This window comes from Clostridium novyi NT (assembly GCF_000014125.1).
In the GTDB taxonomy this organism is placed as follows: Bacteria; Bacillota; Clostridia; order Clostridiales; family Clostridiaceae; genus Clostridium_H; species Clostridium_H novyi.
Genome location: NC_008593.1, coordinates 1,545,537 through 1,571,826, shown reverse-complemented (window position 1 = coordinate 1,571,826; position 26,290 = coordinate 1,545,537). Strand labels below are relative to the sequence as shown.

Genomic DNA, 26,290 nt, shown 5'->3' with positions numbered 1-26,290 from the left:
GATTAATTGGTTAATGTTATAAGTTAAAAGTACATAAACTAAATTGATGTATATATTAATTATATAATTAATATAAATTTGGAGGAAGTTATGGTGAGAATTTTAAGGCAGACAGTTTTTGATAGACCTACAGAGATATATATACAAAATAATACAAATCAAGATTTTCAATTATATAATGTTGACCTTCAAAGTGGAATGCTTACAAAACAGCCCCCTAATATAATAAAAGCAGGAGGAAATGGAGTGTTTAATGGAGACCAAACTGGACTTGTAGGTTCTTCAGGATTTGTAACGTACAAAGCTAATATAGGTAAATTAACAGTATATATTACATTTTATTGGAGTCATCCAGAAGGAGCTACATCTAGTATTTATTATGGATATTCAAGTCCATTTGGGACTTTTTATGTAACACCTAAAAATAACTATGATGAAACTGAAACACCATCTACACAGACTGAAAAAATTAAAAATTATATTGATAATCAGTATAGCAGTGAAGATATACTTGTATTAAATCCAACAGGACATATTCAATCAGTTACTTATACAGTTCAATATGGATTAGGACATGTATAAGTTTATATAAAAAGGAAGATAGCCTAAAAGACTATCTTCCTTTTTTAGTGTACTAAAATTTATTGTTCCATGAATATGGTAAGCTTATCATTTTTAAAAGTACAATTTAAGTATTTTGAATTATTATCAAACCAAGTAAATACTTTAATGCCTTTTTCTTCTGATCTAAGTATGCCTTCTCCTAGTATATTTTTCGCTTCATCATAAGACATACCTTTTTTTAAAGAGCTAATTTTTTCGCTTGACAAAACAGAAAAATTATCATTTAGTTTATATTGCTCTTTGGTGATAACGATTCCATTTCTAAAAGTAATAAAAATATTTTTTTCTGTACCATTAACTTTCCAAATATAAGTTGTATTTTTTAGTCCGTTTATTATTGTTGAATCCTTATAACTTTCTTTACCTAAAATTTTAATTACATCATTATAATTTGAACCGATTTCAATTTTTACAAAGTTATCATATGTTATTTGCTTAGGAGAGCAGTTATTAAAAGTATAATAACTATTAGATAAATCATTTGCAAATGTTTTACAAGTAAAAAATACTATGAATAGTGTTGAAAATATTCCGAAAATTTTTAAAAAGAGATTTTTTTTCATAGTCATCCAGCTCCCTTAGGTTATTTAGCGTTATATGTTTATAAATAATTACTAATTAAAAATTTAACAATCATTTAGTCAAAAAACTTTTTCAATTTATGTATCTATTATAACATAAAATTCTATAATTTGTACTAAAAAATGCAAAAAATATTTTATATAATATTGAATTTTATTAAAAAGTAATAAAAAAGAAATAATTACATATACTACAAGTGCAAAAATACAGCATTATTTATGTTATTTATAAATTATTAAGGAATATAGAAGGGAAATTTAAGCATGATTGATGTATTATTTTTAGGAACTGGAGGAGGGATGCCTACTCCTAGAAGAAGTTTGTCATCGTTACTTCTAAACTTTAAAGGATGTAAAATTCTTGTGGATTGTGGGGAAGGAACTCAATTATCTATGAAAAATGCAAAAACAGGATTTAAAGATATAGATATTATTTGTATAACACATTGTCATGGAGATCACATAATAGGGTTTCCAGGTATATTATCCACAATTGGTAATAGCGGTAGGACAAATCCACTAACTATAATAGGGCCAAAGGATATAACAAGAATAGTTAAAGGATTAACGGTAATTACTCCATATCTACCATATGAATTAAATATTATAGAAAATCCTATGCAAAAATTAAGTTTTAATGTTACAAAAGAAAATTTAAAATTAGAAAGTGGAGGAGAGCTTTTAATTGATACACTAGAACTTAATCATTCTATTCCATGTATAGCTTATAATTTTACAGTTAAAAGAAAACCAAAATTCAATAGAGAAAAAGCTGTAAACTATAATATTCCGAGAAAGTTTTGGGGTGATTTGCAAGTTGGGAAAAATATAAATTATGAAGGAAGAGTATACACCCCTAGTATGGTACTTGGAAAAGAAAGAAAAGGTATAAAAATTTCATTTGTAACAGATACCACACCAATAGATTCTATAATATCATTTATAGAAGAAAGTGATATGTTTATTTGTGAGGGAACCTATGGAACTGATGATGATATAGATAAAGCAATAAAAAATAAGCATATGACTTTTTCACAAGCAGCCACCCTTGCATTTAGAGGCAATGTAAAAGAACTTATTTTAACACACTTTGGAGTTACTATGGAAAGGCCAGAAGAGTTTCTTGGCTTTGCGAGAAAAATTTTTAAAAATTCATATGTTGCTGAAGATAGAATGATAAAAAGTTTGAAATTTGATTAAATATGTAAGATACTAATATTATGATATAAAATAAAAAATTAAGAAGTTATCATGAACTAGGAGAGTGAAAAAGTGTTTTCAATAAAAGATGAACTACAATCATTTAAAACTAAATCAGTAAATACATATAGTGAACCATCAAATGATATAAATGATATATTAGAAAATGTTCAAAAAAAGATGGATAATATAGATAAAGTAAGTAAAAAAAATGCAATATCTATGGAAATTTTAAATGAAGAAATAAAGGATAAAAATAATCAAATTATTAATTTAAAAAGAAACTTAAATTATAAAAATAAACAAGAAAAAGAATTTGTAACAAGATTTATAAATATGTTAGATCAAATTGATAACATATTGAATTTTGCAAAGCAAACTGAAAATAATGAGTTAATAAAGAATATACAAAGTATAAAAAACATCATAAAAAAGGATCTATATGAAGTTGGATTTGAAGAGATACCAGCAATTGGGGAAAGGTTTAATGCAAAGTTTCATGAATGTGTACAAACTATTAGTGATGATAAAAGAGAAAAATATGAGATATTAGAGGTTGTAAGGCCGGGTTACAAGTTTAATAATGAAATTATAAGGGTAGCTTCTGTAGTAGCTGTAAAATAAACAATATATAATAATAAAAAACCTATAAAATGAATATAAATATTGTATAAGTAATTGGTTATTGTAACTTATTTTGATATAATAATATATAAGGATAAACTAGTTATTGTAATAAATTTGCGTTTAAAGGGGATGTTGTTATGGATTATGTAGCTAGAACTATAAATCAAGAGCTAGAGTATTTACGTTTGTCTTCTACTGGAAACAAAAGCTTGGTTTATGATAAGTTAGAAGATAAAATGTATAAAATATCTTGTAGTTTAAATTATCATGCAGCAAATTTAATGAATGTTTGTAAAATGTCTGGATTCGAACAGATGCATTTAACTAGGGTACAAAAAAGTTACTTGAATATACAGGGTATAAAAACTCATTTAGTGGAATTTATATTAGCACATATAAATGCAATAGCAATATTAAATTATGAACATCAGCATGATTTAATAAAGAAATTTTCACTTTATAAAGATAAATGTGACAAGCTATTTTCAGATGAAGTAGATGTTGATTTAACTAAAAATGACATTGAAAAATTTTTAATTGATGAATACGTTATCATAAGAAAATTAGCTGAAGATACAATTGATTTTCATACTAAAGCTCAATTATTAATTAGAAGTTTCAATTCTACATTAGAATTTTCAAGTAAGATATTTATAAAAAGTAATTTATTTAATGCTATTAACATGATACAAACTTGTGCAATTCAGGATTTACAACAAGTAAAGAAGTATAATCATTAATATTAAAAATTATTTATAGGCAATTAGTTTTAATAACTAATTGCTTTTTTTATGAATTTTTAGTTTTATGTATAATATGATAAAATGACTTAGAATATTTATTTTGTAAAAATATATTGAAGGGAGTTTATTTAGAATTTAATTATGAAAAATATAAAACTTAGGAATGTAGTAAAATATGGTTTGGTTATAACTTGGATGACAGTGATTTTTTGTTTTTCAAAGGATCCGGCTACAGTTTCTAATGAAAAAAGTGATTTTGTTATTGAGAGTTTAACTTCTGTTGGTATAGATGTAGGTGGAATCTTTGGGAAAATGTCTACCTTTATTGTTAGAAAGATGGGGCATTTTACTGAGTATTTTATTCTTTGCATACTACTTATATTTGCTTTAAAGAGTAAATTTAAAATGAAAAGTAATTATATAATATCAATTGTAATAACTTTTTTATATGCTTGTAGTGATGAGTTTCATCAATTATTTGTTCCAGGAAGAAGTGGACGTATAATTGATGTTTTAATTGATACTACAGGAGGTGTATTAGCCATAGTTATTTGCACTATTATTTTAAAAATAAAAAATATAAAAAAATAAAACCTGAAATTTAATTTCAGGTTTTTGATTTCTATATTAATTATAGAACGCTGATGTTTTCAGCTTGAGGTCCTTTTGCGCCTTCAACAACGTCAAAAGATACGTTTTGACCTTCTTCTAAAGTTTTGAATCCGTCTTTATTGATTTGAGAAAAGTGAGCGAAAACGTCATTTCCTTCTTCTGTAGTTATGAATCCAAATCCTTTTTCTGCGTTAAACCATTTTACTGTACCTGTCATATGTTCGTACCTCCGAAATTTTTATTCCTTTAATTCTTTGTAAAAATAAATATTTAATAAAAATTTCGAAATCTATATATACTAAGATAGTTCTTAATTCTATATAATCTCAAAAATATTAATAATAATAAATAATTTACTTCTGAATCAAAGTTGATTACTTGTTTAAGTATACACTATATAAAAAATAGTGCAAGGGTTTTTGCAAAAATAAATTTATTTTAATACATTTATTTTTTTATTATAAAAAACAGAAAAGCAAAAATCCTTCTTAATACGGTAATAGTATGATATTATTAATTGATTATTATATAAATAAAAATTAAATATATTTTGAAAGTGAAGGTAATAAAAAATGAAGGACTTTAAAAATTTAGGAATTAGTAAAAATATAATAGATATACTTAGCAGAGAAGGAATTAAAAGTCCAACTCCAATTCAAGAAAATAGTATAGAGTTTATAAAGATGGGAAAGGATGTTATAGCAGAAGCTCAAACAGGTACGGGTAAAACTCTTGCTTTTTTACTTCCAATCTTTGAAAACATATCTTTAGAATCAAATTTTGTTCAAGTACTTATAGTTACACCAACTAGAGAACTTGCAATTCAAATAACAGAGGAAGCTATGAAGTTAAAAAAGGCTAAAGACATTAATATATTAGCTGCATATGGAGGAAAGGACATACAATCTCAATTAAAAAAGCTAAAAGGAAATATACAATTAATAATAGCAACGCCAGGAAGACTTTTAGATCATCTTAATAGAAGTACAATAAAGCTAGATAAACTAAAAACATTAGTATTAGATGAAGCTGATCAAATGCTTTATATGGGATTTAAAAATGAAGTGGAAAAGATAATAAGTTATACTTCTAAAAAGCATCAAACATTATGTTTTTCTGCAACAATGAATTCAGATGTTAAAAAGCTAGCTTACAGATATATGAAAGAGCCTAAAGTTGTATCTGTAAAAGCTGAAGAGGTTACTTTAAAAAACATTCAGCAGTTTGTTGTAGAAACTACAGATAGAAGAAAACAAGATGCACTATGTAGTGTTTTAGATGAAGATAATCCTTTTATGGCAATTATATTTTGCAGAACTAAAAGAAGGGTTGATAATTTAGAGGAAGCTCTACATAAAAGAGGATATAATTGTGATAAGTTACATGGAGATTTAGCTCAAGCTAAAAGAGAAAGAGTTATGAAAAAGTTTAAAAATATGGATACTCAATATCTTATAGCAACAGATGTAGCGGCGAGAGGACTTGATATAACAGGAGTTACTCATGTTTATAGTTATGATATACCTGAAAATGCTGAAAGCTATATACATCGTATAGGTAGAACAGGAAGAGCTGGCGAAGAAGGAAAAACGTGTTTATTTATAGATCCTAAGGATAAAAGATTATTAGAAACTATAGAAAAAGAAATAAAACTCACTATACCTAGAAGAAATATAGAAACTAAATAAAAATAATAATTTTAAATAAAAATGTTGACTTATGTAGAAATTTTATTGCATAATATAATAGTATTTAAAAAAGTAAATAACTAAGATAGAGGTGCGAGATTTAAGAGTAGTATTATGGAGTTAAGTGCTAAGAAGTAATAAGAAAGGAAATTTCGCCGAAGCTTATAGATAATACTTTAATGCTATTTGCTGGGCTTACATAAAATATGTGTAAGACTGTCACAAATAAAGTTTGTGGAGAGCTATTATTTTAGGGAATAAATTTTATTAATTTTGTTAATACTATTTGTGCCATGAGTATGTGCTCATGGCACTTTTGATTTTTTTACATATAGTTAGTCTTAGTTAGTTACTTATTGGATTTACATATAAAAATCTTAACTATGTTTTTTAAGATTCCAATAAGGAGGAGTTAGATTGGAAAACAATTTGGAAAGTGGAGAATTACAAAGAGGATTAAAATCTAGACATTTAAATATGATTGCTATGGGTGGTGCCATAGGAACGGGTATATTTTTAGCCATGGGTGATACAATACATCAAGCTGGTGTAGGTGGAGCGCTTACAGCTTATGGATTAATAGGAATAATGGTTTATTTCCTTATAACAAGTCTTGGAGAAATGGCAACCTATATGCCAATATCCGGTTCTTTTAGTGCATATGCAAACAAATTTATAGATCCCGCACTTGGATTTGCACTTGGATGGAATTATTGGTACAACTGGGCTATAACTATTGCTGCTGAAATGGTAGCAGGGGGACTTGTTATGAAATATTGGTTCCCAAATGTAAAGCCTGTGCTTTGGAGTTTGCTATTTTTAATAATAATAGTTGGACTTAATGTTTTATCTTCTAAAGCATTTGGAGAATCAGAATACTGGTTTGCAAGTATAAAAGTAGTTACTGTAATTGTATTTTTATTAATTGGAATAGGAAATATTTTTGGAATAATAGGTGGAGAAGCTGTTGGGTTTAAGAATTTTACAGCTAATGGAGGACCATTTGTTGGCGGAGTAAAGTCAATATTTATGATATTTTTAATTGCTGGTTTCGCTTTTCAAGGAACAGAACTTGTTGGAGTAGCAGCTGCTGAAAGTGAAGAACCAGAAAAAAGTATTCCAAAGGCTATAAGCACAATATTTTGGAGAATATTAATATTTTATTTAGGAACTATTGTAGTTATTGGAGCAATTGTACCTTTAAGTCAACTTGGAGTAAGTAAAAGTGCTTTTACATTGGTATTTGAAAAAGCTGGTGTGGCAATTGCAGCTTCTTTAATGAATGCAGTAATACTTACATCAATACTATCTGCTGGAAATTCAGGAATGTATGCCTCAAGTAGAATGTTATATTCTATGGCAAAGGAAGGAATGGCACCTAAAGTTTTTGCAAGAACAAATTCTAAAGGAGTTCCAGTAAATGCTGTTTTATTAACTACACTTATAGCATCTATTTGTTTTTTAACAGGAATATTTGCTCAAAGTACAGTATATGTTTGGCTTGTTGCTGCATCTGGACTTGCGGGATTTATAGCGTGGATTGGAATTGCTTTATGTCACTATAGATTTAGAAAAGCTTATGTTGCACAAGGACTTGATATGAATAAATTAAAATACAAAGCTAAATTATATCCAATAGGACCTATATTAGCATTAATTATGTGTATAATAGTTATTTTAGGACAAGGATTTGCATATATTAAGCCAGAAGGAATAGACTGGCTGGGAGTAATTGCAGCATATATAGGAATTCCAATATTTTTAGTTTTATATTTAGGATATAAAATCAAGCATAAAACACGTGTTGTAGAATTAAATGATATAGATTTAAATAATGAAGATTAAAAAATAATATAAGATAATAAACTAAAACTACTGATAAATCAAAACTATCAGTAGTTTTTTAATTGTATAGAAAATGATATTTAATTATATTTTAAATGATGTATAATTAACCTGTGATTTTATTAGAAAATATTAGTTAATATATTGGAGGATAAAAGATGAATAATGTGATTCATATGTGTTTTTCGGCATCTGCTAGTGGAAGTTTTAAATATGCCATTAAAGAAAATATAATTAAGGGCAAAAAAGTTATATCCTTTTACGATAATCTTTCGGAAGGGAAGATTGGAAATCTTAAAAATTTAGATGATAGAATTGAATGGTATAAAAGTATTAGTCATACTAAAGAAATTTCTAAAGAAGATATATATGAATATAAAAGAGATTATCACAGATATCGTAGAAAAATTGCGAAGTTAACAAGAGAAGATATTATTTATATGTGGTATGGAGAATGTAGTGAAGATATTTGTGGAATGATGTATGCTTTAGAATTGATGAAAGATAAGTGTTTTAACATATATCTTATTAATGTATCAAGTTTAGTTGAAGAAAATGAGTATGAGGCATTTATACCCAAAAGTGTTTCAGAAGTTATGTCAAAGGATATCAATAAATATATTAAATTTAAGAAAGAGCTAAATAAAAATACATATAAAGATATTTTACAAATGTGGGAAGCCTTAAAAAACCAAAATGAAGTTTTACGCATATTTAAGGACGGAAAAGTGAAAAGTTCTTATAAAGAGTATTTTGACATAGATATACTAAAAAATACAAATAAAAAATTTAGAAAAGCTGCAAGGACAGTTGGATATGTTCTAGGATACAGTGATCAAAATATATCTGATGATTATATTTTTTGGAGAGTTCAAGAACTTATTAAACAAGGCTACATAGAGTATAAAGGAAAATTTGGGGTTATGAGAGAAATGGAAATTAAGATAACAAATAAGGGCATAGAAATGTTAAATAATGATAAAGAAGCTATAGCATTTTGGAAGGAAAGAGAAGAGGAAACAGATAATGAAATAGAATACAGGAGGATTTTTAGAGAAGAATGTGCATTAAAAGAGAGAGTAAATATAGCAAGAAATTTATTGGATGTATTAGAGGTAGAGGTAATAGCAGAAAAAACAGGATTAACTATTGAACAGGTTAAAAATTTAGAAAGGGTTATGAGTAAATAATTAAGTTATATTTTAAATAAGTTTTTTATATCAATATATCATGGTAATGTTATTAGAAGAATATTTTTGAAATAAATATATGGATATGCTAAAATCAGTCTATATTAAGTTTGGGAGGAATTTTAATGAAAAAAGTAATATTATTAAGTGGTAGTCCAAATAAAGAAGGAAATAGTGTACAGATTCTTAGAGAGTGTGCTAAAGTTATTGAAGAAAATGGAGTTGAAGCTGAAGTTGTATCCATCGCAGGAATGAATTTAAAGGATTGTATGAATGGACAAGATGGATACGATGATGGATTTGATAAAATCATAGAAAAGATAAAAGAAGCACAAGGATTAATTGTTGCAACACCAGTTTATTGGGGAACTGCAAGGGCAGAAACAATGACAGCTCTTCAAAGAATAGCAATGGCATCTAAAAAACAAGGAAATTTTTTATCAAGAATGGTTGGGGGGCCTATAGCAGTAGCAAGACGTGGTGGACTTACATCTACAATTGAAGAAATTTTAATGTATTATATGATAAATGATATGATTGTACCAGGTTCTACATATTGGAATATAGTATTTGGACATGATCAAGGAGAAGCATTAAAAGATGAAGAAGGAATGAGAACTGTAAAAAGATTTTCAGAAAATGTAGCTTATTTAATTAACAAAATGTATTAAAAAATGTAACTTTATTTATACTTTTAATATTGGCAAATATGATATAATATACTAATTAAATGACCCAGTATATTTAACTATATGAAGGTAAAGGAGAGTAAAATCATGAAATTTAAGAGAAGTATAAGTAGAATATTAGTAGCATTATTTACTGTATCTATAATTACATCAACTCAAGTAAAAAGAGCCTATGCAGATGCTTATAAAGTTGTAACTTTAGGAGCAGATTTAAATAGTAAGCAAAAGGAAGACATGCTTAAATATTTTGGAGTTAATAAAGATGAAGCAAATGTAATAGAGGTAACTAATAAAGAAGAAAATAGTTATTTAAAAGATGTGGCATCTAAAAAACAAATAGGAACAAAAGCTATATCATGTTCTTATGTAGATCCATCAGGTCAAAATGGATTAAACATTTCAACACACAATATGTATTGGGTTACTGAAAGCATGATAAGAAATGCTTTAATCACTGCTGGAATAGAAAATGCCGATGTTAAGGCAGCAGCTCCATTTAGAGTTTCAGGCACTGCGGCACTTACAGGAATATTAAAAGGTTTTGAAAGCAGTAAAGGTGGAAAAAAGATAGATGAGAAAAAGAAAAAAGCAGCTAATGAAGAAATCGTTGTTACTGGAGATTTAGGTGAAAAAATAGGTAAAGATGAAGCTGCAAGTTTAGTAAATCAAGTTAAAAAAGATGTAATTAAAGAAAAGCCTAAAAATGAAAAAGAAGTACAAAACATAGTTTTAAATGTTACTAATAGCTTTAATAAAAATTCTGACAAAAAATTAGATGATGCAGATATTCAAAAAATAACAGAATTAATGAATAAAATAAATGGATTAGATTTAAACTTTAAACAATTAAAAGCTCAATTAGATGATGTTACAGATAAATTAAAAGGAACAATAACAAGTGATGAAGCAAGAGGATTTTTTGAAAAACTTTGGGATGCTATAACTAGCTTTTTCAAAGAATTATTCTCATCAAATGACAATGATGACAAGAATAAAGAGCAAAATTCTAAAGATAAAGATAATCAAAAGCAGGATAATGGAAATAATCAAAGTGACAAATTACCAGGGGATAATGTAGATACAAAGAATAAATAATTAAAAGTTTATAATAAAGTAAAATAAAAAACGCTATTAATATTATAGAATAGAAAAAGGTTACTGATAAATCAATTTATCAGTAACCTTTTTCTATATAATAAGTATTTATGTAAAATGTAAATTCAAAAGTTTTATTTATGGGTTCTTATTAAATATGAAATAAAATAAAAATTATATATAAAATACAAAAAAGGAAAAATTATCAATAAAGTGATATAATATTATTTAAATAAAAGGAGGTAATAATATGGTACAGGGAATAGCTACAATGATGTATAATTTATTCATATTTATATCATTATGTGTATTATTTATTTACATTTTTAGTAGACCTATAAAAGTAGTTGAATTTCTTACATCAGAAAAAAAAGATATTATAGCTTCTATATTTTTAGTAATAATTTTAAGTATACCAATAATGCTTGCATCAAAATATGCATATACAATAAACGGAACAAAGACAAATATTAGAGATTCTATAGGAGTGTTAAGTGCTATAATAGGTGGACCTATTGTAGGAGTAAGCGTAGGAGTAATTGGAAGTTTTTATAGATATATATTAGGAGGATGGACAGCTTTAGGGTGTTCTATATCTACTCTATTAGCATCCATAATAGCATCTTTTATAGTATATAAGACTAGTTTTAAAATTAAGAATTTAAATATTAAAACCATAGGAAAGTGGATGTTTTTTATAGGTGTATGGGAAATTGTTCATCTTGAAATTTTAGTTCCATTACTAGGGGATAAGACGTTTTCAGAAGCTGTTAGTATAATGTCTAAAACATTACTTATTCCTATGTTTTTTATGAATATGATAGCTATATTAATATTTTTAGTATTAATAAAGGACATGATTGTAAATGATAGTAGACTTATAGTAAACAAGCAAAATAAAATGATAAAAGAAATAGAGGAATCGGAAAACAAAATATTATCTGTAAACAAAAAGATAGGTTCTTTTATAGATGAATTATCAATGCTATCTAAGAATTTGCAAAATGATATGGACAATGCAGTTGAATCAAGTAAAAATATATCTAGTACAATAAAAGATATTGCAAATAGAGTATATAATGAAGATGAAGAAATACAGAATACTGTTAAGATAATAAATGAATTATCAAATGATATAAATGAAACAGTAAACGTAAATGAAAATATATTAAAGTTTTCAAATGAAGGAAAACTACTTAATGAAAAAGGGATAAATGCTGTTGAATTTTTAAAAAATAAAACCTTAGAAGGAGATAATACAATATCTGAAGTAGGAGAAAAGGTAACAATTTTAAATGATAAAATAGAAAAAATAGATGGAATAATTGAGGTTATTACAAGTATATCAGAACAAACAAATTTACTTGCATTAAATGCCGCAATAGAAGCTGCTAGAGCAGGAGAAGCTGGAAGGGGATTTGCTGTAGTAGCAGAAGAGGTTAAAAAACTTTCAGAAGAAACTTCAAATGCAGCAGAGGAAGTTAAAAAGATGTTACTGGATATAGGAATAGAGGCGGGGAAAGTTGTACAATCGATGAATGATGTAAAAAAGATAGTTGTAGAACAGGATAAAGCCGTTGAGGATACAGGATTTATTTTTAATGATATATATAAATCTATAAACAATATATTAAAGTTAATTGAACTTGGAAAAGGAAATATAAATCATATTGATAGTAGTAAAGATGGTTTAATAAATATGATAAACAATGTATCAGATGTATCCAAAGATACATCAAGTGGAACTCAAGAGGTAAGTGCAGCTGTACAGGAAAGTATAAATTCAATGAATATGATTGCTGATATAGTAGAAAGACTAAATAATATGATACATGATTTAAAAAATATACAAGAATAAGAAATTATGTACTATAATTCTTTGTTTATAGTACATATAACATGGAATTATAACGCAATAATTAAAATTATAAGGTTTTTAAAAGATGCTATGCCCCCAATAATATGAAAATTATTGGGGCATAGCATCTTTATTATTTAAATATAAAATTTAATTTAAATACCACCATAAATTATTCCTAAAACAATAACAATTAAAGTAACAATAACAAAAACATATTTTCCAAGGAAAATAAATTTATCAGTTATTTGTTTATTTCTACCAATGTTTATTTCTTTTAATGCTATTTGTTTTCCAAGTACATAATATAAAACAATAGAAACAATTAAAGTTCCAGTTGGAGAGAATATTATAGTTATTATATCAGAAAACATAGTAAATGCATTCATATTTAAGCAAAGAGGAACAGCAACTAAAAAGCTTATTATTGTAATAACTATAGCTACCTTTTTTCTTTTAAAATTTGTTTGAGATAGTACAGCTTCAACAGGTCCTTCTAACATAATAAGTGCAGATGAAATTGAAGCAAAAATCATACTTAAAAAGAAAATTCCATTAAAAATTTGTCCATGAGGTAAAGATTTAAATATAGTTGGAACTGTAATAAACATAAGTGCAGGTCCAGATGTAACATCTAATTTAAAAGCAAAAGCAGCAGGTATTATCATAAGTGCAGCAAGTAATGCAGCAATAGTATCAAATATAGCAGTTTCTATTGCAACAGATGTTAAATTTACTTCTTTACCAGTATAACTAGCAAATACTACTAAGGCACAACCAGTTAAAGATACAGTAAAGAAAGCTTGACCAAGAGCCATTATCCAAGTTTTAATACTTAATAAACATTCCCATCTAGGAATAAATAAATATTTAATACCTTCTACAGCTCCAGGAAGTGTAACACTTCTAACAGTTAAAATTATAAATAAAACAAATAATAAAGGCATCATTATTTTATTTAATTTTTCTATACCTTTAGATACGCCCATACATATAACAATAAGTGTTAAAATCATAGCAAGTGATAACCAAATTAGTGATTGAGAACTAGTTACAAAACTATTGAAGTAATTAGGAATATCTATATTTTTTAAGTTACTAGTAAAGTTTATTGAAAAATATTTTAGTATCCAACCTACAACAACACTATAAAAAACAAAAGTACACCATAAACTTATAACAGGAATAGATCCAAGTATATTTCCGCCTTTTAAATTTTTTTCTTTAAATATATTTTTAATTCCCTTTAACGGACCACTTCCAACGTATCTTCCAAAAGCAAATTCTGAAATTACCCCAGTTACTCCTAGTAAAAAAACAAATAAAATGTAAGGAATTAAAAATGCGCCTCCGCCATTTTGACCTAATCTGTATGGAAACATCCATATGTTGCCTAAGCCTATGGCAGCTCCCACGCAGGAAAGTATAAATCCTAGTTTGTTTGAGAATGAATCTCTGGTTTTTTCATTGTTCATAATAGAACCCCCCCTTAAAAAATAAATGAGGTCACAAAGTTTTAATACTATGTGACCTCATAATTTCTCAATTATTAAAAGCCACATATTTTTATCTATGTGGCTACATTTTTTAGCATAATAATAAACTTTAGCCTCATAGATGCAAATCCTTAATTAGGAGGTTTGCATCTATGAACGAAAATTCAATAAACGCAAACCCTATCTAAAGAAGCTAAAGAAAAATATATGGAATTGTTTAGAAATACATTTATTATTCATAATAAAACCACTCCATTGATAGAATTTAACTTGTTTTCTATATTACCATAAAAATCTATTTATTTCAATAATTTTTTTAAAATGTGAAATTAATAAAATTGGTGTCAGTGAAAAACATAGTTTAAGTTACTGTAAAATTTTATATATGGAAGTTTATTGCAAAATGTGTTAAATTATATAATATGAGGTTGTAAAATAATTATTCGGTAGAAAAGAGGGAGCTCAATGAAGTACGTATTTTTTTTAATTTTGCTTATTAGTTTTTTAATATATTTTCTTACAGGAATATACATACTTAAAAAAGACGGAAAATCTACTTCTAATAAAGTGTTTTTCTCTTTATGTACGGTTACAAGTTTTTGGGCTCTGGGATATGCTGGTATGTTAGTTGGTCATGACATACTCGTTGTAAACATTTTCAGAATTATAGCATCTATAGGATGGTGTTTTTTGCATGGAATTTGGCTTGAATTTGCAATTGTAACTAGTAATGGAGGAAATTACAAATTATCATATAAACATAAAGTTTTAATTTACTTATTTCCTGTAATATTTTTTGTAAGAAATTCATTACATGAACCTAGAGCAGTACTTGTAAATACAGAAATAGGATGGGTTGATATATGTCCAATAGATTGGATGTTCCCTTTTCTTGTGATTTATTTTATGTTCTGTATTTTAGGCGGAATATTTATAATATATAGATGGGGAAAAAACTCTAAAAAAAATAGGGAAAAAAAGCAAGCAGTTATTATAAATAGCACTATTTTTATAGGAGCTTTACTAGGAGGTATAACTAATATACTATTTCCAGTATTACATATTGATACCTTTGCATGGGGTGTTTTCTTTATATATATACCTATTATAGGAATATGGTATTCAATTATAAAATATAAAATGTTATCAATAACACCGGAGTATGTATCTGATTACATATTTAAAGCCGTTAACGAACCTATATTTTTTTTAGAAGAAGATTTTTCCATAAAAAGTTTCAATAAGTCAGCGAAAATAATAACTAAATACGAGAATTTGCAAGAAATGAATTTTTGTCAGCTAATAAAAGAAAAAGATTTAAATTTAAACAATCTTTTGGAAGTAAATTCTATAAATGCTTTCGAAGTAAATTTAGTTAAGAAAGATAATGAAATAGTAGAGTGTGTTTTATCAGCTAGAGTTGTACATGATGATTTTAAGGATATTTTAGGAATAGTAGTAATATTATATGATATATCTGAAAGAAAGAAAGCAGAAAGAATTCTTAAAGATTACAACATTAGACTGGAAAATAAGGTTAAAGAGAGAACTCTAAAGTTAGAGGAATCTAACAAAACACTTCAAAAAGAGATTTTAGATAGAAAATTGGCAGAAGAAAAAATAACCTATATGGTTTATAATGACATTTTAACTGGACTTCCTAATAAATTGTATTTTGAAAAACATATAAAGAATATAATAGAAAAGCATGATAAAGACAAAGGACATTTTGCTATAATGTTTTTAGATATTGATAATTTTAAATTAGTAAATGATACATTAGGACATCCAAAAGGAGATGAATTATTAAAGAAATTTGCAGATAGGATGAAAACAATCATTGATAAAAACAATCTTCTTGCAAGAGTTGGAGGAGATGAATTTTTATTATTAATAGATGGCATAGAAGATGAAGATACAAAGCATATAGATAACATATTTTTAAAAATGAACAATGTACTAAAAGAACCATTTATTATTGACAATGAAGAACAATTTATAACTGTAAGTATAGGAACAGCATTTTACCCAAACGATGGCGAAAATGTAGAAATAATGATAAGAAATGCTGATACAGCCATGTATGAAGCTAAAAATAGCGGAAAAAACAATTTGAAGTTTTTCTCATCACAAGCTAATCTTAAATTAACAGAAAGAATAGCAATGCGAAATAATTTATACAAAGCACTTGAAAAAGATGAGTTTGAAGTGTATTACCAACCACAAGTTAACATAAGAACAAATAAAATAGTTGGATTTGAAGCATTATTAAGGTGGACATGTAATGGACAAAAAATTTCTCCAGGTAAATTTATACCTGTGGCAGAAGATACAGGATTAATAGTTCCAATAGGATACAATGTCATAAAAAGCGCTTGCACAACTATAAAAAAGCTGAATAGTATGGGTAAGGATAGATTTACTGTAGCTGTAAATCTATCTGTTAATCAACTTTATGAAAAAGATTTTGTAGAAAAAGTAGATGAAATTTTAGAAGAAGTACAAATGTGTCCTGAATATTTAGAATTTGAAATAACTGAAAGAATAGCATTAAAAGGAAATAAAGATGTATTTACAACACTAAATAATTTGAGAGATATGGGTATAAAAATATCTATAGATGATTTTGGTACTGAATATTCATCATTAATGAATATTAAGAAAATCGACATAGATAAGATAAAAATAGATATGCAGTTTATACGTGGAGTAACAGAACAAGAAAAGGATGCCGCTATTGTAAGTTCAATTATAGATCTTTCTCATAATGTGGGAGTAACTGTAATTGCAGAAGGAGTGGAGAAAAAAGAACAACTAAGCTATTTGAAAATGAAAAGATGTGATGAAGTTCAAGGATTCTTTTACTATAAACCAATGCCAGAACGAGAAGTATATAAAACTATACAAAATTCTGTTAAATATAAGTAAAGGTGAGTAATTTATGGAAGAAGAATTTTTAAAAAGAACCAATAATAAGATTTTAAAAATATTTATTTATTTTATTATTGTATTTTGTGTTTTTATGTGTAAGACATATATTGTTTATTCTCTAGACTATAAGAATGTTTTAATATTGAATTCTTATGATGAGGGATTTAAATGGACAAGACATATGGAAAGAGGCATATATGATGTTTTAAATAATCAATATGATATCCATTTATTTCATGAATATATGGATACTAAAAATATAAATAATGCAGAATATATAGACATGCTCACTAAGCTATATATAAAAAAATATGAAAATAAGAAAATAGACTTAATTATATGTTGTGATAATGATGCACTGAATTTTATATTAAGCTCTAAAATTAAATTTTTAAATAGTTGTCCCTTGGTGTTTTGTGGAATAAATGAATTTAGTGATGATTTAATTAAGAATAAAAAAAATTGTACAGGGGTAGTAGAAAAGATAGATGTAGATTCTACTATAAGCAGTATTTTTACTATGCAACCTAATACTAAAAATATTGTGGTAGTTACAGACAGTTCTACTACGGGAAAAAGTAATGAGGAAAGTGCTAAAAAGGTTATAAGTAAATATAAAGAAAGAGTAAATGTGTACTTTTGTAAAGATATTACACAAAAAGAATTTTATAATAAGCTTAAAGGACTTTCTTCAGATACGGTAATATTGTATATTGGACAATTTAGAGATGATAATTATGATGTTATTCCATTTTCTAAAAGTGGTAAAATACTAGAAAAGTGCAAATATCCTATATATGTTTGTTGGGATTTTTTATTTGGAAAAAATGTTGTAGGCGGAAAAGTGATATCTGGATACGATCAAGGGCTAGTAGCAGGTAATATGGCATCAAAAATTTTAAGAGGAATTAATGTAAAAAATGTTCCTATTATGCGTAATTGCCCTAGTAACTATGTTTTTAATTACAATGAATTAGTAAAGCATAATATAAAGTTAAATAATTTACCTAAAAATTCTACTATAGTAAATAGACCATATTCTTTTATATATGAATATAAAAGATATATAGTTGCTGTTAGCAGTTTAATATTTATATTAACTACATTTATAATAATATTATCTATAAATATTAGAAAGCGAATAGAAAGTGAAAAAAAGTTAAAAGAGAATTATATAGCACTTGAGAAGAGCAAAGAAACATTAGAAAAAGGTAGACAAAAATATAAGCTTGTAGTAGATGGATCTAATGATGCTATTTGGGAATGGGATATAAAAGAAGATAAGCTTTTTATGTCTAATAAGTTGAATATAATCAAAGGATCTTCAAAGTATACTGATATTAATGAAAATAAAAGATATTTTAGTAAAATTATAAAAGAAGAGGATTATAAGAAGATTATAGAAAAATTTAAAGAAATATTATATAAAAATGAAAATTATATTGATGTTGAGTGCAGAATATTAGATGAATTTAATTATGAAAATTGGTTTAATATAAAGGGCAAAGCTCTTAGAGATGGTGAAGGAAATGTACTAAAGATAGCAGGTTCTATAACTGATATAACAGATAGAAAAGAAGCAATAAAAAAAATAGAGTATTTAGCATACAATGATAGTTTAACCGGGCTTCCAAATAGAGTAGCCTATTCAAGAGATATATATGGCATAATACAAAATGTTAAAAAAGATAACAAAATAGGTGCCATAATGTTTTTAGATATCGATAATTTCAAAAATGTAAATGATACTTTAGGCCATGATTATGGAAATGAACTATTAAAAAAGGTAAACAAAAGAATAAGTAATATATTAACTGAAGATGAAAGATTCTATAGACTTGGTGGAGATGAATTCATAATAGTACAATGTGGAAGCTATAATGAGAAAGACATAGAGTTGCTTGCAGACAATATTTTAAAATTATTCAGTAAATCATTTATTGTAAAAAATGAGCATATTTATACTACTGTGAGTTTAGGTATAAGTTTCTTTCCAAAGGATAGTTGTGACCAAAGTGTATTATTAAAATATGCTGATACAGCTATGTATAGTGCTAAAAACTTAGGAAAAAGTAAGTATTTAATATATAACAAAGAAATGTCAAGTAATTTAATAAGAAGATCTCAACTTGAAGAAGGACTTAGACATGCTATTGAAAGAAAAGAATTAAAACTTGTTTTTCAGCCGCAAGTAAATGCAAACACAGGAGAAATTAAAGGTGTTGAGGTTTTATTAAGGTGGAATAGTGAAAAATTTGGGTTTGTATCTCCTTCAGAATTTATTGTTATAGCAGAAAAATCAGGACTTATAAATTCTATTGGAGAATGGGTGCTTAGAGAATCTTGTTTAAAGAGAAAACAATGGCAAATTGAAAACTTAAAAGATATAACTATATCTGTAAATGTTTCAGTAATACAGTTACAACAAGATGATTTTATAGAAAAATTAAAAGAAATTTTAGAGAAAACAAAATTACCACCGGAATGTTTAGAATTAGAAATTACTGAAAGTGTAATGATGGAATCTAAGGAAACAAATTTGGATATACTTAATAGTATAAGAGATATAGGGGTAAAAATTGCTTTAGATGATTTCGGAACAGGATATTCATCTTTAAGTTATTTAAAGATGCTTCCAATTAATAAAATAAAGTTAGATAAATCATTTATAGATACAATACACATAAATAAAAATGATAAATTTATAGTGGAAGGCATAATAGATTTAGCACACAAAATAGGACTTAATGTAATTGCAGAAGGCGTTGAACTAAATGAGCAACTTGATGTATTATGTGAGGCTAATTGTGATGAAATACAAGGATACTATTTTAGTAAACCTGTAGAAGAATTTGAATTTAAAGAATTGCTAAAAAAAGGTTATATAGATAGATAATTTAGTTAGTTATTCTATCTTAATATTGACAAAAATCAGTATTTTTAATATAATTTTTTTTATAAAAATGTATATTGTGTTCGTAATAATGTATTGTTATTACGGAAGTGTTGAAATCCACTTTGACAAAAAAACTCAAAGTGGGTTTTATTTTTTTGTTTAAAAGGAAAGGGGTTTTATTGTGAAAATAGGTTTTTTTGATGAATTTGTAAAAGATAAAGCATTTTACAAGAGACTTTTTTTAATAACTATACCTATTGTTATACAAAATCTTATAGCATCATCTTTAAATATGTTAGATACGCTTATGATTGGTAAAGTAGGAGAAGTTGAACTTGCAGCTGTAGGTATAGCAAATCAGTATTACTTTTTATATAGTCTTATTGCAATGGGTATAGGAGCAGGGTGTGGAGTATTTATAGCTCAGCTTTGGGGAAAAAGAGATAAGGAAAATATTAAAAGAGCATTAGGAATAGGACTTATGGTAGGAGGAATTATATCAATTATATTTATGTCTGTAGGTATTATAATTCCTGAAAAAATAATGTCTTTATTCAATAAAGATCCTAGAGTTATAAAAATAGGTAGTGAATATTTGGTTATAGTTGCTATAAGCTATTTTTTCTCATCTATTACTTTTAATTATGCCGCAGCATTAAGAAGTATAGAAAATACAGTACTACCAATGGTAGCTAGTTTTATAGGACTTATTACTAACGGAGTATTAAACTATATATTTATTTTTGGAAAATTAGGTGTTACTGCTATGGGAGTAAAAGGAGCAGCACTTGCCACTGTTATAGCTAGAACTACAGAATGTTTGATTATTTTAATTTCTGTGTATGCTAATAATAAAGTATTAAATGCTAAAATAAAGGAATTAATAAGTCCATCTAAAAAAGTTATAGATGCAATTTATAAAGTTACACTTCCAATTGTTCTAAATGAAGCTTGTTGGGGACTTGGTAATGTAACATATGCTGCCATTTACGGAAGAATAGGAACTGGTGCTGCAGCATCCATACAAATTTGTACAACCGTTATGAATTTATTTATGATAATTACATTTGGACTTGCTAATGCATCTGTAGTTGTCATAGGAAATGAAATTGGTGCAAATAGAGAAGATAATGGCAAACTTTATGCTAGAAGAATATCAAAGTTAACCTTTGTAATATCTATAATTTTGTCAGTAATATTAGCAATTATGGCAAGACCTATAATATCTATATTTAATATATCACAAGCAGTAAGATTATCTTCATTATATATTTTATATATTTATTCAGCAGTATTAATAGTTAAGGTTTGTAACAATGTATTAATAGTTGGAATATTAAGAGGGGGTGGAGATGCAACTTACGGTTCTCTACTTCAAGCTTTTACATTATGGTTTATAGGAATACCATTGGCTGCTTTTGCTGCATTTATATTAAAATTCCCAGTTTATTTAGTAGTGCTTATGACTGTTGTTGAAGAAATTATAAAAGTTGTAATACTATTAAGAAGATTTCATTCCAATAAATGGATTCACAATATGGTTAAGGATATGTAAAGTTAATATTTAGTATAAAAAAGTACCTAAAATTCACATTAGGTACTTTTATTTTTAAATAATTTATGTAAAAGTTAATATATGGATAATTAAAATTAAAGGAGTATTGATATAAGGGGAAGGGCTGATAATATTTGTACTAGGGCTATACTTAATCCATAAATAGAAGCTTTAATTCCTTGAGCAATAAGTTCCTTAAATTTAACGCTCATACCTATACCTGCAAGGGCTATTATTTCAAAAGAGTTACTTATACTTTTTAGTGTACTAGATAGTTTAGGAGAGATAATATTTAAAGTAAATAAAGTACACATTATAAAAAATCCTATAACATACCACGGAATTTTTATTTTTGATTTTGAAGAAGAATTTTGTGAATGTTGTAAGGATTTTTTCTTTAAGTTTCCAAGAATTAATACTACAAAAACTAAGAAAATAATACGTACTATTTTAAATATAGTAGATAAATCTTTTACATTTTCATTTACCATGCTACCACTAGCAACAACTTGACCTACCGATTGAAGAGTTCCTCCAATTAAAGCAGAAGTTTTAAGAATTTCTGAATGAAAAAATACTTTTGCAATTATTGGTAGTAGAATCATTAATATAGTACCAGTAAGATTAACAATTGTAATAGTAATTACTTTATCATCATCACTTGCCTTTATTACTGGAGCTGTTGATGCTATAGCAGAAGAACCACAAACAGCATTTCCACTAGCCATTAAAAATCTAAAATTATCAGAAAATCCAAGTTTTTTACCTATTAATAAAGCAGCTATTATAGTTAGTGACATTTGAATTACAATAAATCCTACTCCAGATACTCCAAGTGCTAATATGGTTTTAGCACTTAATGTTCCTCCAAGTAAAACTATTGAGTATGACAGAAGGTTACTTTCGGCAAATTTAGAACCTTTGGTATATATTTTTTTATTTCCAAGGGTATTGCCAAATAACATACCAATAAATATTGAAAGAGTTGCACCACCGATAGTAGGTACAAGCAATCCTAAATATTTACCAATATAAGCAATGATAATACATACTATAAGTCCAGGTATAGTATCTAAAATCTTATTTAAATTTAAATTCATATTATCACACTCTCTTTCAAGTTAGTTAAAAATTACTTGCAGATTTAAGTATAAATACTTTAAAATCATAAGTAAAATATGTATTATTAATAGTAACAATTAGTATTTTTAATAATTAAAGGAGAAGTGTTCATGCTAGAAGAGATAAAGACATTTATTGCAGTAGTAGAATGCAAAAATTTTACTAGAGCTGCAGAAAGTATTAATTTATCCCAGCCAAGTGTTAGTTTGCATATTAAACGTTTGGAAGAATATTTTAATACTACATTAATTCAAAGATCAATAAAACAGAAAAATATAGTTATTACTAAATCAGGAGAATTGCTATATAAAAGGGGAAAACAGATACTATCTTTGTTAGAAGATACAAAATACGATCTTTTGGATTATACAAAATCCATAAAAGGAGAGTTAAAAATAGGAGCTAGTTTTACTATTGGTGAATATTTTCTTCCTGCTTTTTTAGGGGAATTTTCTAAAGAATATCCGGAACTTAAATTACAAGTTACCATTAAAAATACAGCAGAGATATGCAAGATGGTTGAAAATTTAGAAGTGGACTTAGGACTAATAGAAGGAATTGTTCCTAGTGACAAGTTTGAATATGAGAATTTTTATAAGGATAAAATGGTGATCGCTGTACCCAATAATAATCCTATAGCAAATAAAAAGTTTTCAAAGGAAAGTTACGAAAACCAAACTTGGATTACCAGGGAAGAAGGATCAGGAACTAGGGAATACTTAGATATATTTTTACAAAATAATGAGATTGCTCCTAAAGATATTATAGTTTTAGGAAGTAATTATGCTGTTAAAGAGGCGGTAAAAAATAATTTAGGTGTTACATTTATATCTGAACATATTGCAAAAATAGCTGAAAAAAATAAAGAATTGAAAATAGTAGATACTAATAAAGATTATACAAGATCTTTTTCGTATATATTACCGAAAAATGTAATACTATCAAATGCTATAAAAGCCCTTACACATAAAATAAAAGAGTATTTTGATAATATAGTTGTTTAAAAATAAGAATTTACTAATATGTAGTTTTTATATTAAATTATAAGATATAATATAAATTATGGGTGGTGAAACATATGACAAATAATGTACATGATAAAGAAAATAAGATAATGGGACTTACTAAAAACGAAGTGGAAAAGAGAATTAAAGAAGGAAAAGTAAATACTATTCCTAAGGCACCTTCTCGTACTTTTAAGCAAATATTAAGAGCAAATTTATTTACCAGTTATAATTTATTAAATGCCATTTTAGCCATAGCGGTTTTTATAGCAGGTTCTCCTAAAAATGCTATTTTTGCAGGAGTAATAATTGTAAATACATTAATTGGTATTTTTCAAGAAGTACGTGCAAAGACCATACTAGAAAAGTTGTCTGTTATAAACAAGAAAAAAGTTAGAGTGTTAAGGTGTGGAATCATTGAAATAATAGATATAGAAGAAGTAGTTATGGACGATGTTATGTTACTTAAAGATGGGGAACAGATATTGGTAGATTGCACTGTTATAAATAATGGTGAACTAGAAGTTGACGAATCATTAATAACTGGAGAATCTGATTCTATATTAAAAAGAAATAATGACAAATTATTGTCAGGAAGTTTTGTAACATCAGGAACAGCTTATGTTAAAGTAACAGGAGTAGGCAAGGATACATATGCAGCCAAGCTTGCCGAAGAAGCTAAGAAGTTTAAACTTATAAATTCAAAATTACAAATAGCTATAAACAAAATATTTAGAATTATAATTGTTCTTGTAATTCCTATAGGAATACTACTTACATATACTCAATTAATATATGTTAAAAAAAGTTGGCAAGATGCTTTAATCGGATCGGTTTCAGGTATAGTTGGTATGGTACCTGAAGGACTTGTACTTTTAACTAGTGCCACATTTGTAGTTGCAGTAATAAGATTATCAAAGTGGGATACTTTGATTCAAGAATTACCAGCAACAGAGGTTTTAGCAAGAGTAGATGTTTTGTGTTTGGACAAAACTGGAACTATAACAAAAGGAGATTTAAAAGTAAGCGATGTAGTTCCATTTAAAGAAGAAAATAAAGAATTAGTAGACAAAGTAATAGCATCTATAGTGCATAGTAGTAAAAGCAAAAATCAAACTGAAAAAGCATTATTACATAAATATAAAGTTGATCCTAAAATAGAAATTATAAATAAAATACCCTTTTCATCTAAAAGAAAATGGTCAGCTATTGAATTAAAACGAGAAGGTGTGTGGATTTTAGGAGCACCGGAAATGATACTTAAAGAAGAGTATAAAAAAATTGAAAAACAAGTTGAAAGTGCTGCAACGGAAGGTATGAGAGTACTTTTGCTAGCAAAATTTAATGGAGAAGTGTTAGATGAAAATTTAGCAGGAAAAGTAGAAAAAGTAGCACTTATATTTATGGAAGATATTATAAGAGAAAATGCAAATGAGACCATTGGATATTTCAATAAAGAAAGTGTAAATTTAAAAATAATATCAGGGGATAATCCTGTAACAGTTTCCGCAATAGCTAAAAAAGTAGGAGTTAAAAATGCGGATAAATATATAGATGCAAGAGAGTTACCAAAGGATGAAGAAGAATTATCAAAAGTTGTAGAGGAAGTTTCTGTTTTTGGTAGAGTTTCTCCTCATCAAAAGAAGGGTATTGTAAAAGCATTAAAGAAAAATAAGCATACAGTAGCTATGACTGGTGATGGTGTTAATGATGTATTAGCTTTAAAAGAAGCTGATTGTGGAATTGCTATGGCTAGTGGTTCTGATGCTACTAAAGCTGTTGCTCAACTAATTCTTATGAAATCAGATTTTGCTGCACTTCCACATGTTGTAGTGGAAGGAAGAAGATTAATTAATAATTTAGAAAAAGTATCAGAGCTATTTTTATCAAAAACAGTGTATTTTATAATTTTGTCAATTATAGTTGCGTTTTTATTAGTACCATTTCCTATAATACCAATACAATTAACTCTTGTAGGGTCATTATCAATAGGTATACCTGCATTCTTTTTAGCTTTATCTCCTAATAAAGAAATTATAAAAGATAATTTCTTAAAAAGGGTACTAGGATTTGCAATACCTAATGGAGTGGTAATAGGGATAAGTACACTTATAATGTTTTCTTTTGGTTACAGAAGAGGATTGCCTTTAGAAGAATGTCGTACTCTTGCTTTAATTATATTTAGTGTATTAAGCTTATTTGTACTAATTAAAGTTTCAAGACCTTTAAATTTATACAGAATAATTGTGACTTTTTCAATGGCTATATTATTTGTATTGACCTTTATGATACCTTATACAAGAAAAATATTTGTTATAAAACTTTTAGATGCTAAATATATACTTCCTATAGTTTTAGTTTGTATTTTGGCTATTATAGCAATAATATTATTGTCTATTTTAAATAAAAAAATGATAAAAAATTGAGGATAATATAGTGTAATGTTTGTATATTTTTTTAAATCATATTATAATAAAACAGATAATTTTAATTATGTTTTATTTTATTATAGTAAATTGATTTAAAGGAGAACA

The 26,290-nt window shown here is 26.7% G+C and carries 20 protein-coding genes and 1 riboswitch; of the genes, 16 read left to right on the top strand and 4 right to left on the bottom strand.

The features are described 5' to 3' along the window. The first annotated feature begins 90 nt into the window (after positions 1-90). The gene (locus NT01CX_RS07340; protein WP_011722429.1) at positions 91-582 is read left to right on the top strand and encodes a hypothetical protein; all 492 of its coding nucleotides are present in this window, start codon (positions 91-93) and stop codon (positions 580-582) included. Positions 583-641: 59 nt separating this feature from the next. Here NT01CX_RS07340 and NT01CX_RS07335 read toward each other — a convergent pair whose 3' ends face one another. Continuing rightward, a complete protein-coding gene (locus tag NT01CX_RS07335; RefSeq protein ID WP_011722428.1) occupies positions 642-1,187 on the bottom strand; it encodes a hypothetical protein in 546 nt (181 codons plus the stop codon). Positions 1,188-1,469: 282 nt separating this feature from the next. Here NT01CX_RS07335 and NT01CX_RS07330 point away from each other — a divergent pair, with 282 nt between their 5' ends. The 4 genes from NT01CX_RS07330 (at position 1,470) to NT01CX_RS07315 (ending at position 4,366) form a co-directional block, all read left to right on the top strand. Beyond that, positions 1,470-2,405, top strand: coding sequence for a ribonuclease Z (locus tag NT01CX_RS07330; RefSeq protein WP_011722427.1), 936 nt, complete (start codon positions 1,470-1,472; stop codon positions 2,403-2,405). A 72-nt stretch (positions 2,406-2,477) separates the two neighbouring features. Further along, on the top strand, positions 2,478-3,029 hold the full coding sequence (locus NT01CX_RS07325; RefSeq protein WP_011722426.1) for a nucleotide exchange factor GrpE: 552 nt from the start codon (positions 2,478-2,480) through the stop codon (positions 3,027-3,029). A 140-nt stretch (positions 3,030-3,169) separates the two neighbouring features. After that, positions 3,170-3,772: a hypothetical protein gene (locus tag NT01CX_RS07320; RefSeq protein WP_011722425.1), complete on the top strand. Its 603-nt coding sequence runs from the start codon at positions 3,170-3,172 to the stop codon at positions 3,770-3,772. 144 nt (positions 3,773-3,916) lie between these two features. Continuing rightward, on the top strand, positions 3,917-4,366 hold the full coding sequence (locus NT01CX_RS07315; RefSeq protein WP_011722424.1) for a VanZ family protein: 450 nt from the start codon (positions 3,917-3,919) through the stop codon (positions 4,364-4,366). A 40-nt stretch (positions 4,367-4,406) separates the two neighbouring features. On the opposite strand, the gene NT01CX_RS07310 is transcribed toward NT01CX_RS07315, so the two are convergent. Next, positions 4,407-4,604, bottom strand: a complete 198-nt coding sequence (locus NT01CX_RS07310; RefSeq protein WP_003365500.1) for a cold shock domain-containing protein — start codon at positions 4,602-4,604, stop codon at positions 4,407-4,409. 355 nt (positions 4,605-4,959) lie between these two features. Here NT01CX_RS07310 and NT01CX_RS07305 point away from each other — a divergent pair, with 355 nt between their 5' ends. From NT01CX_RS07305 to NT01CX_RS07280, 6 genes are all read left to right on the top strand, one after another. Next, complete coding sequence (locus NT01CX_RS07305; RefSeq protein WP_011722423.1) at positions 4,960-6,075, top strand: DEAD/DEAH box helicase; 1,116 nt, start codon at positions 4,960-4,962, stop codon at positions 6,073-6,075. Positions 6,076-6,153: 78 nt separating this feature from the next. Then, positions 6,154-6,328: riboswitch (Lysine riboswitch) on the top strand. Between the two features lie 224 nt (positions 6,329-6,552). Further along, positions 6,553-7,920 carry an amino acid permease gene (locus NT01CX_RS07300; RefSeq protein WP_420834413.1) on the top strand — a complete coding sequence of 456 codons (1,368 nt, stop codon included), beginning with the start codon at positions 6,553-6,555 and terminating at the stop codon, positions 7,918-7,920. 158 nt (positions 7,921-8,078) lie between these two features. Then, positions 8,079-9,110 carry a DUF1835 domain-containing protein gene (locus tag NT01CX_RS07295; protein WP_011722421.1) on the top strand — a complete coding sequence of 344 codons (1,032 nt, stop codon included), beginning with the start codon at positions 8,079-8,081 and terminating at the stop codon, positions 9,108-9,110. Between the two features lie 125 nt (positions 9,111-9,235). Continuing rightward, complete coding sequence (locus NT01CX_RS07290; RefSeq protein ID WP_011722420.1) at positions 9,236-9,781, top strand: flavodoxin family protein; 546 nt, start codon at positions 9,236-9,238, stop codon at positions 9,779-9,781. A gap of 105 nt (positions 9,782-9,886) precedes the next feature. Continuing rightward, complete coding sequence (locus NT01CX_RS07285; RefSeq protein ID WP_011722419.1) at positions 9,887-10,894, top strand: DUF1002 domain-containing protein; 1,008 nt, start codon at positions 9,887-9,889, stop codon at positions 10,892-10,894. Between the two features lie 250 nt (positions 10,895-11,144). After that, positions 11,145-12,752, top strand: coding sequence for a methyl-accepting chemotaxis protein (locus NT01CX_RS07280; protein ID WP_011722418.1), 1,608 nt, complete (start codon positions 11,145-11,147; stop codon positions 12,750-12,752). A 155-nt stretch (positions 12,753-12,907) separates the two neighbouring features. Here the strand turns inward: NT01CX_RS07280 and NT01CX_RS07275 are convergent, their stop codons facing one another. After that, the gene (locus tag NT01CX_RS07275) at positions 12,908-14,227 is read right to left on the bottom strand and encodes a sodium-dependent transporter (protein WP_011722417.1); all 1,320 of its coding nucleotides are present in this window, start codon (positions 14,225-14,227) and stop codon (positions 12,908-12,910) included. A 486-nt stretch (positions 14,228-14,713) separates the two neighbouring features. On the opposite strand from NT01CX_RS07275, the gene NT01CX_RS07270 reads away from it, so the two are divergent. From NT01CX_RS07270 to NT01CX_RS07260, 3 genes are all read left to right on the top strand, one after another. Then, positions 14,714-17,176 carry an EAL domain-containing protein gene (locus NT01CX_RS07270; RefSeq protein WP_011722416.1) on the top strand — a complete coding sequence of 821 codons (2,463 nt, stop codon included), beginning with the start codon at positions 14,714-14,716 and terminating at the stop codon, positions 17,174-17,176. A 13-nt stretch (positions 17,177-17,189) separates the two neighbouring features. Continuing rightward, complete coding sequence (locus tag NT01CX_RS07265) at positions 17,190-20,075, top strand: ABC transporter substrate binding protein (protein WP_011722415.1); 2,886 nt, start codon at positions 17,190-17,192, stop codon at positions 20,073-20,075. A 181-nt stretch (positions 20,076-20,256) separates the two neighbouring features. Next, positions 20,257-21,630 carry an MATE family efflux transporter gene (locus NT01CX_RS07260; RefSeq protein WP_011722414.1) on the top strand — a complete coding sequence of 458 codons (1,374 nt, stop codon included), beginning with the start codon at positions 20,257-20,259 and terminating at the stop codon, positions 21,628-21,630. Between the two features lie 95 nt (positions 21,631-21,725). On the opposite strand, the gene NT01CX_RS07255 is transcribed toward NT01CX_RS07260, so the two are convergent. Beyond that, positions 21,726-22,730 carry a YeiH family protein gene (locus tag NT01CX_RS07255; RefSeq protein WP_011722413.1) on the bottom strand — a complete coding sequence of 335 codons (1,005 nt, stop codon included), beginning with the start codon at positions 22,728-22,730 and terminating at the stop codon, positions 21,726-21,728. Positions 22,731-22,862: 132 nt separating this feature from the next. Between NT01CX_RS07255 and NT01CX_RS07250 the strand changes: the two genes are divergently transcribed. Beyond that, on the top strand, positions 22,863-23,756 hold the full coding sequence (locus tag NT01CX_RS07250; protein ID WP_011722412.1) for a LysR family transcriptional regulator: 894 nt from the start codon (positions 22,863-22,865) through the stop codon (positions 23,754-23,756). A gap of 74 nt (positions 23,757-23,830) precedes the next feature. Beyond that, a complete protein-coding gene (locus NT01CX_RS07245; RefSeq protein WP_011722411.1) occupies positions 23,831-26,182 on the top strand; it encodes a cation-translocating P-type ATPase in 2,352 nt (783 codons plus the stop codon). Positions 26,183-26,290: the final 108 nt, after the last annotated feature.

Bases quoted from the DNA above. Each gene is read 5' to 3' on its own strand.
- NT01CX_RS07310 (WP_003365500.1), bottom strand. From the start codon at position 4,604: ATGACAGGTACAGTAAAATGGTTTAACGCAGAAAAAGGATTTGGATTC.
- NT01CX_RS07275 (WP_011722417.1), bottom strand. From the start codon at position 14,227: ATGAACAATGAAAAAACCAGAGATTCATTCTCAAACAAACTAGGATTT.
- NT01CX_RS07330 (WP_011722427.1), top strand. From the start codon at position 1,470: ATGATTGATGTATTATTTTTAGGAACTGGAGGAGGGATGCCTACTCCT.
- NT01CX_RS07265 (WP_011722415.1), top strand. From the start codon at position 17,190: ATGGAAGAAGAATTTTTAAAAAGAACCAATAATAAGATTTTAAAAATA.
- NT01CX_RS07305 (WP_011722423.1), top strand. From the start codon at position 4,960: ATGAAGGACTTTAAAAATTTAGGAATTAGTAAAAATATAATAGATATA.
- NT01CX_RS07295 (WP_011722421.1), top strand. From the start codon at position 8,079: ATGAATAATGTGATTCATATGTGTTTTTCGGCATCTGCTAGTGGAAGT.
- NT01CX_RS07320 (WP_011722425.1), top strand. From the start codon at position 3,170: ATGGATTATGTAGCTAGAACTATAAATCAAGAGCTAGAGTATTTACGT.
- NT01CX_RS07290 (WP_011722420.1), top strand. From the start codon at position 9,236: ATGAAAAAAGTAATATTATTAAGTGGTAGTCCAAATAAAGAAGGAAAT.
- NT01CX_RS07280 (WP_011722418.1), top strand. From the start codon at position 11,145: ATGGTACAGGGAATAGCTACAATGATGTATAATTTATTCATATTTATA.
- NT01CX_RS07255 (WP_011722413.1), bottom strand. From the start codon at position 22,730: ATGAATTTAAATTTAAATAAGATTTTAGATACTATACCTGGACTTATA.
- NT01CX_RS07245 (WP_011722411.1), top strand. From the start codon at position 23,831: ATGACAAATAATGTACATGATAAAGAAAATAAGATAATGGGACTTACT.
- NT01CX_RS07270 (WP_011722416.1), top strand. From the start codon at position 14,714: ATGAAGTACGTATTTTTTTTAATTTTGCTTATTAGTTTTTTAATATAT.
- NT01CX_RS07300 (WP_420834413.1), top strand. From the start codon at position 6,553: ATGATTGCTATGGGTGGTGCCATAGGAACGGGTATATTTTTAGCCATG.
- NT01CX_RS07250 (WP_011722412.1), top strand. From the start codon at position 22,863: ATGCTAGAAGAGATAAAGACATTTATTGCAGTAGTAGAATGCAAAAAT.
- NT01CX_RS07285 (WP_011722419.1), top strand. From the start codon at position 9,887: ATGAAATTTAAGAGAAGTATAAGTAGAATATTAGTAGCATTATTTACT.
- NT01CX_RS07315 (WP_011722424.1), top strand. From the start codon at position 3,917: ATGAAAAATATAAAACTTAGGAATGTAGTAAAATATGGTTTGGTTATA.
- NT01CX_RS07335 (WP_011722428.1), bottom strand. From the start codon at position 1,187: ATGAAAAAAAATCTCTTTTTAAAAATTTTCGGAATATTTTCAACACTA.
- NT01CX_RS07340 (WP_011722429.1), top strand. From the start codon at position 91: ATGGTGAGAATTTTAAGGCAGACAGTTTTTGATAGACCTACAGAGATA.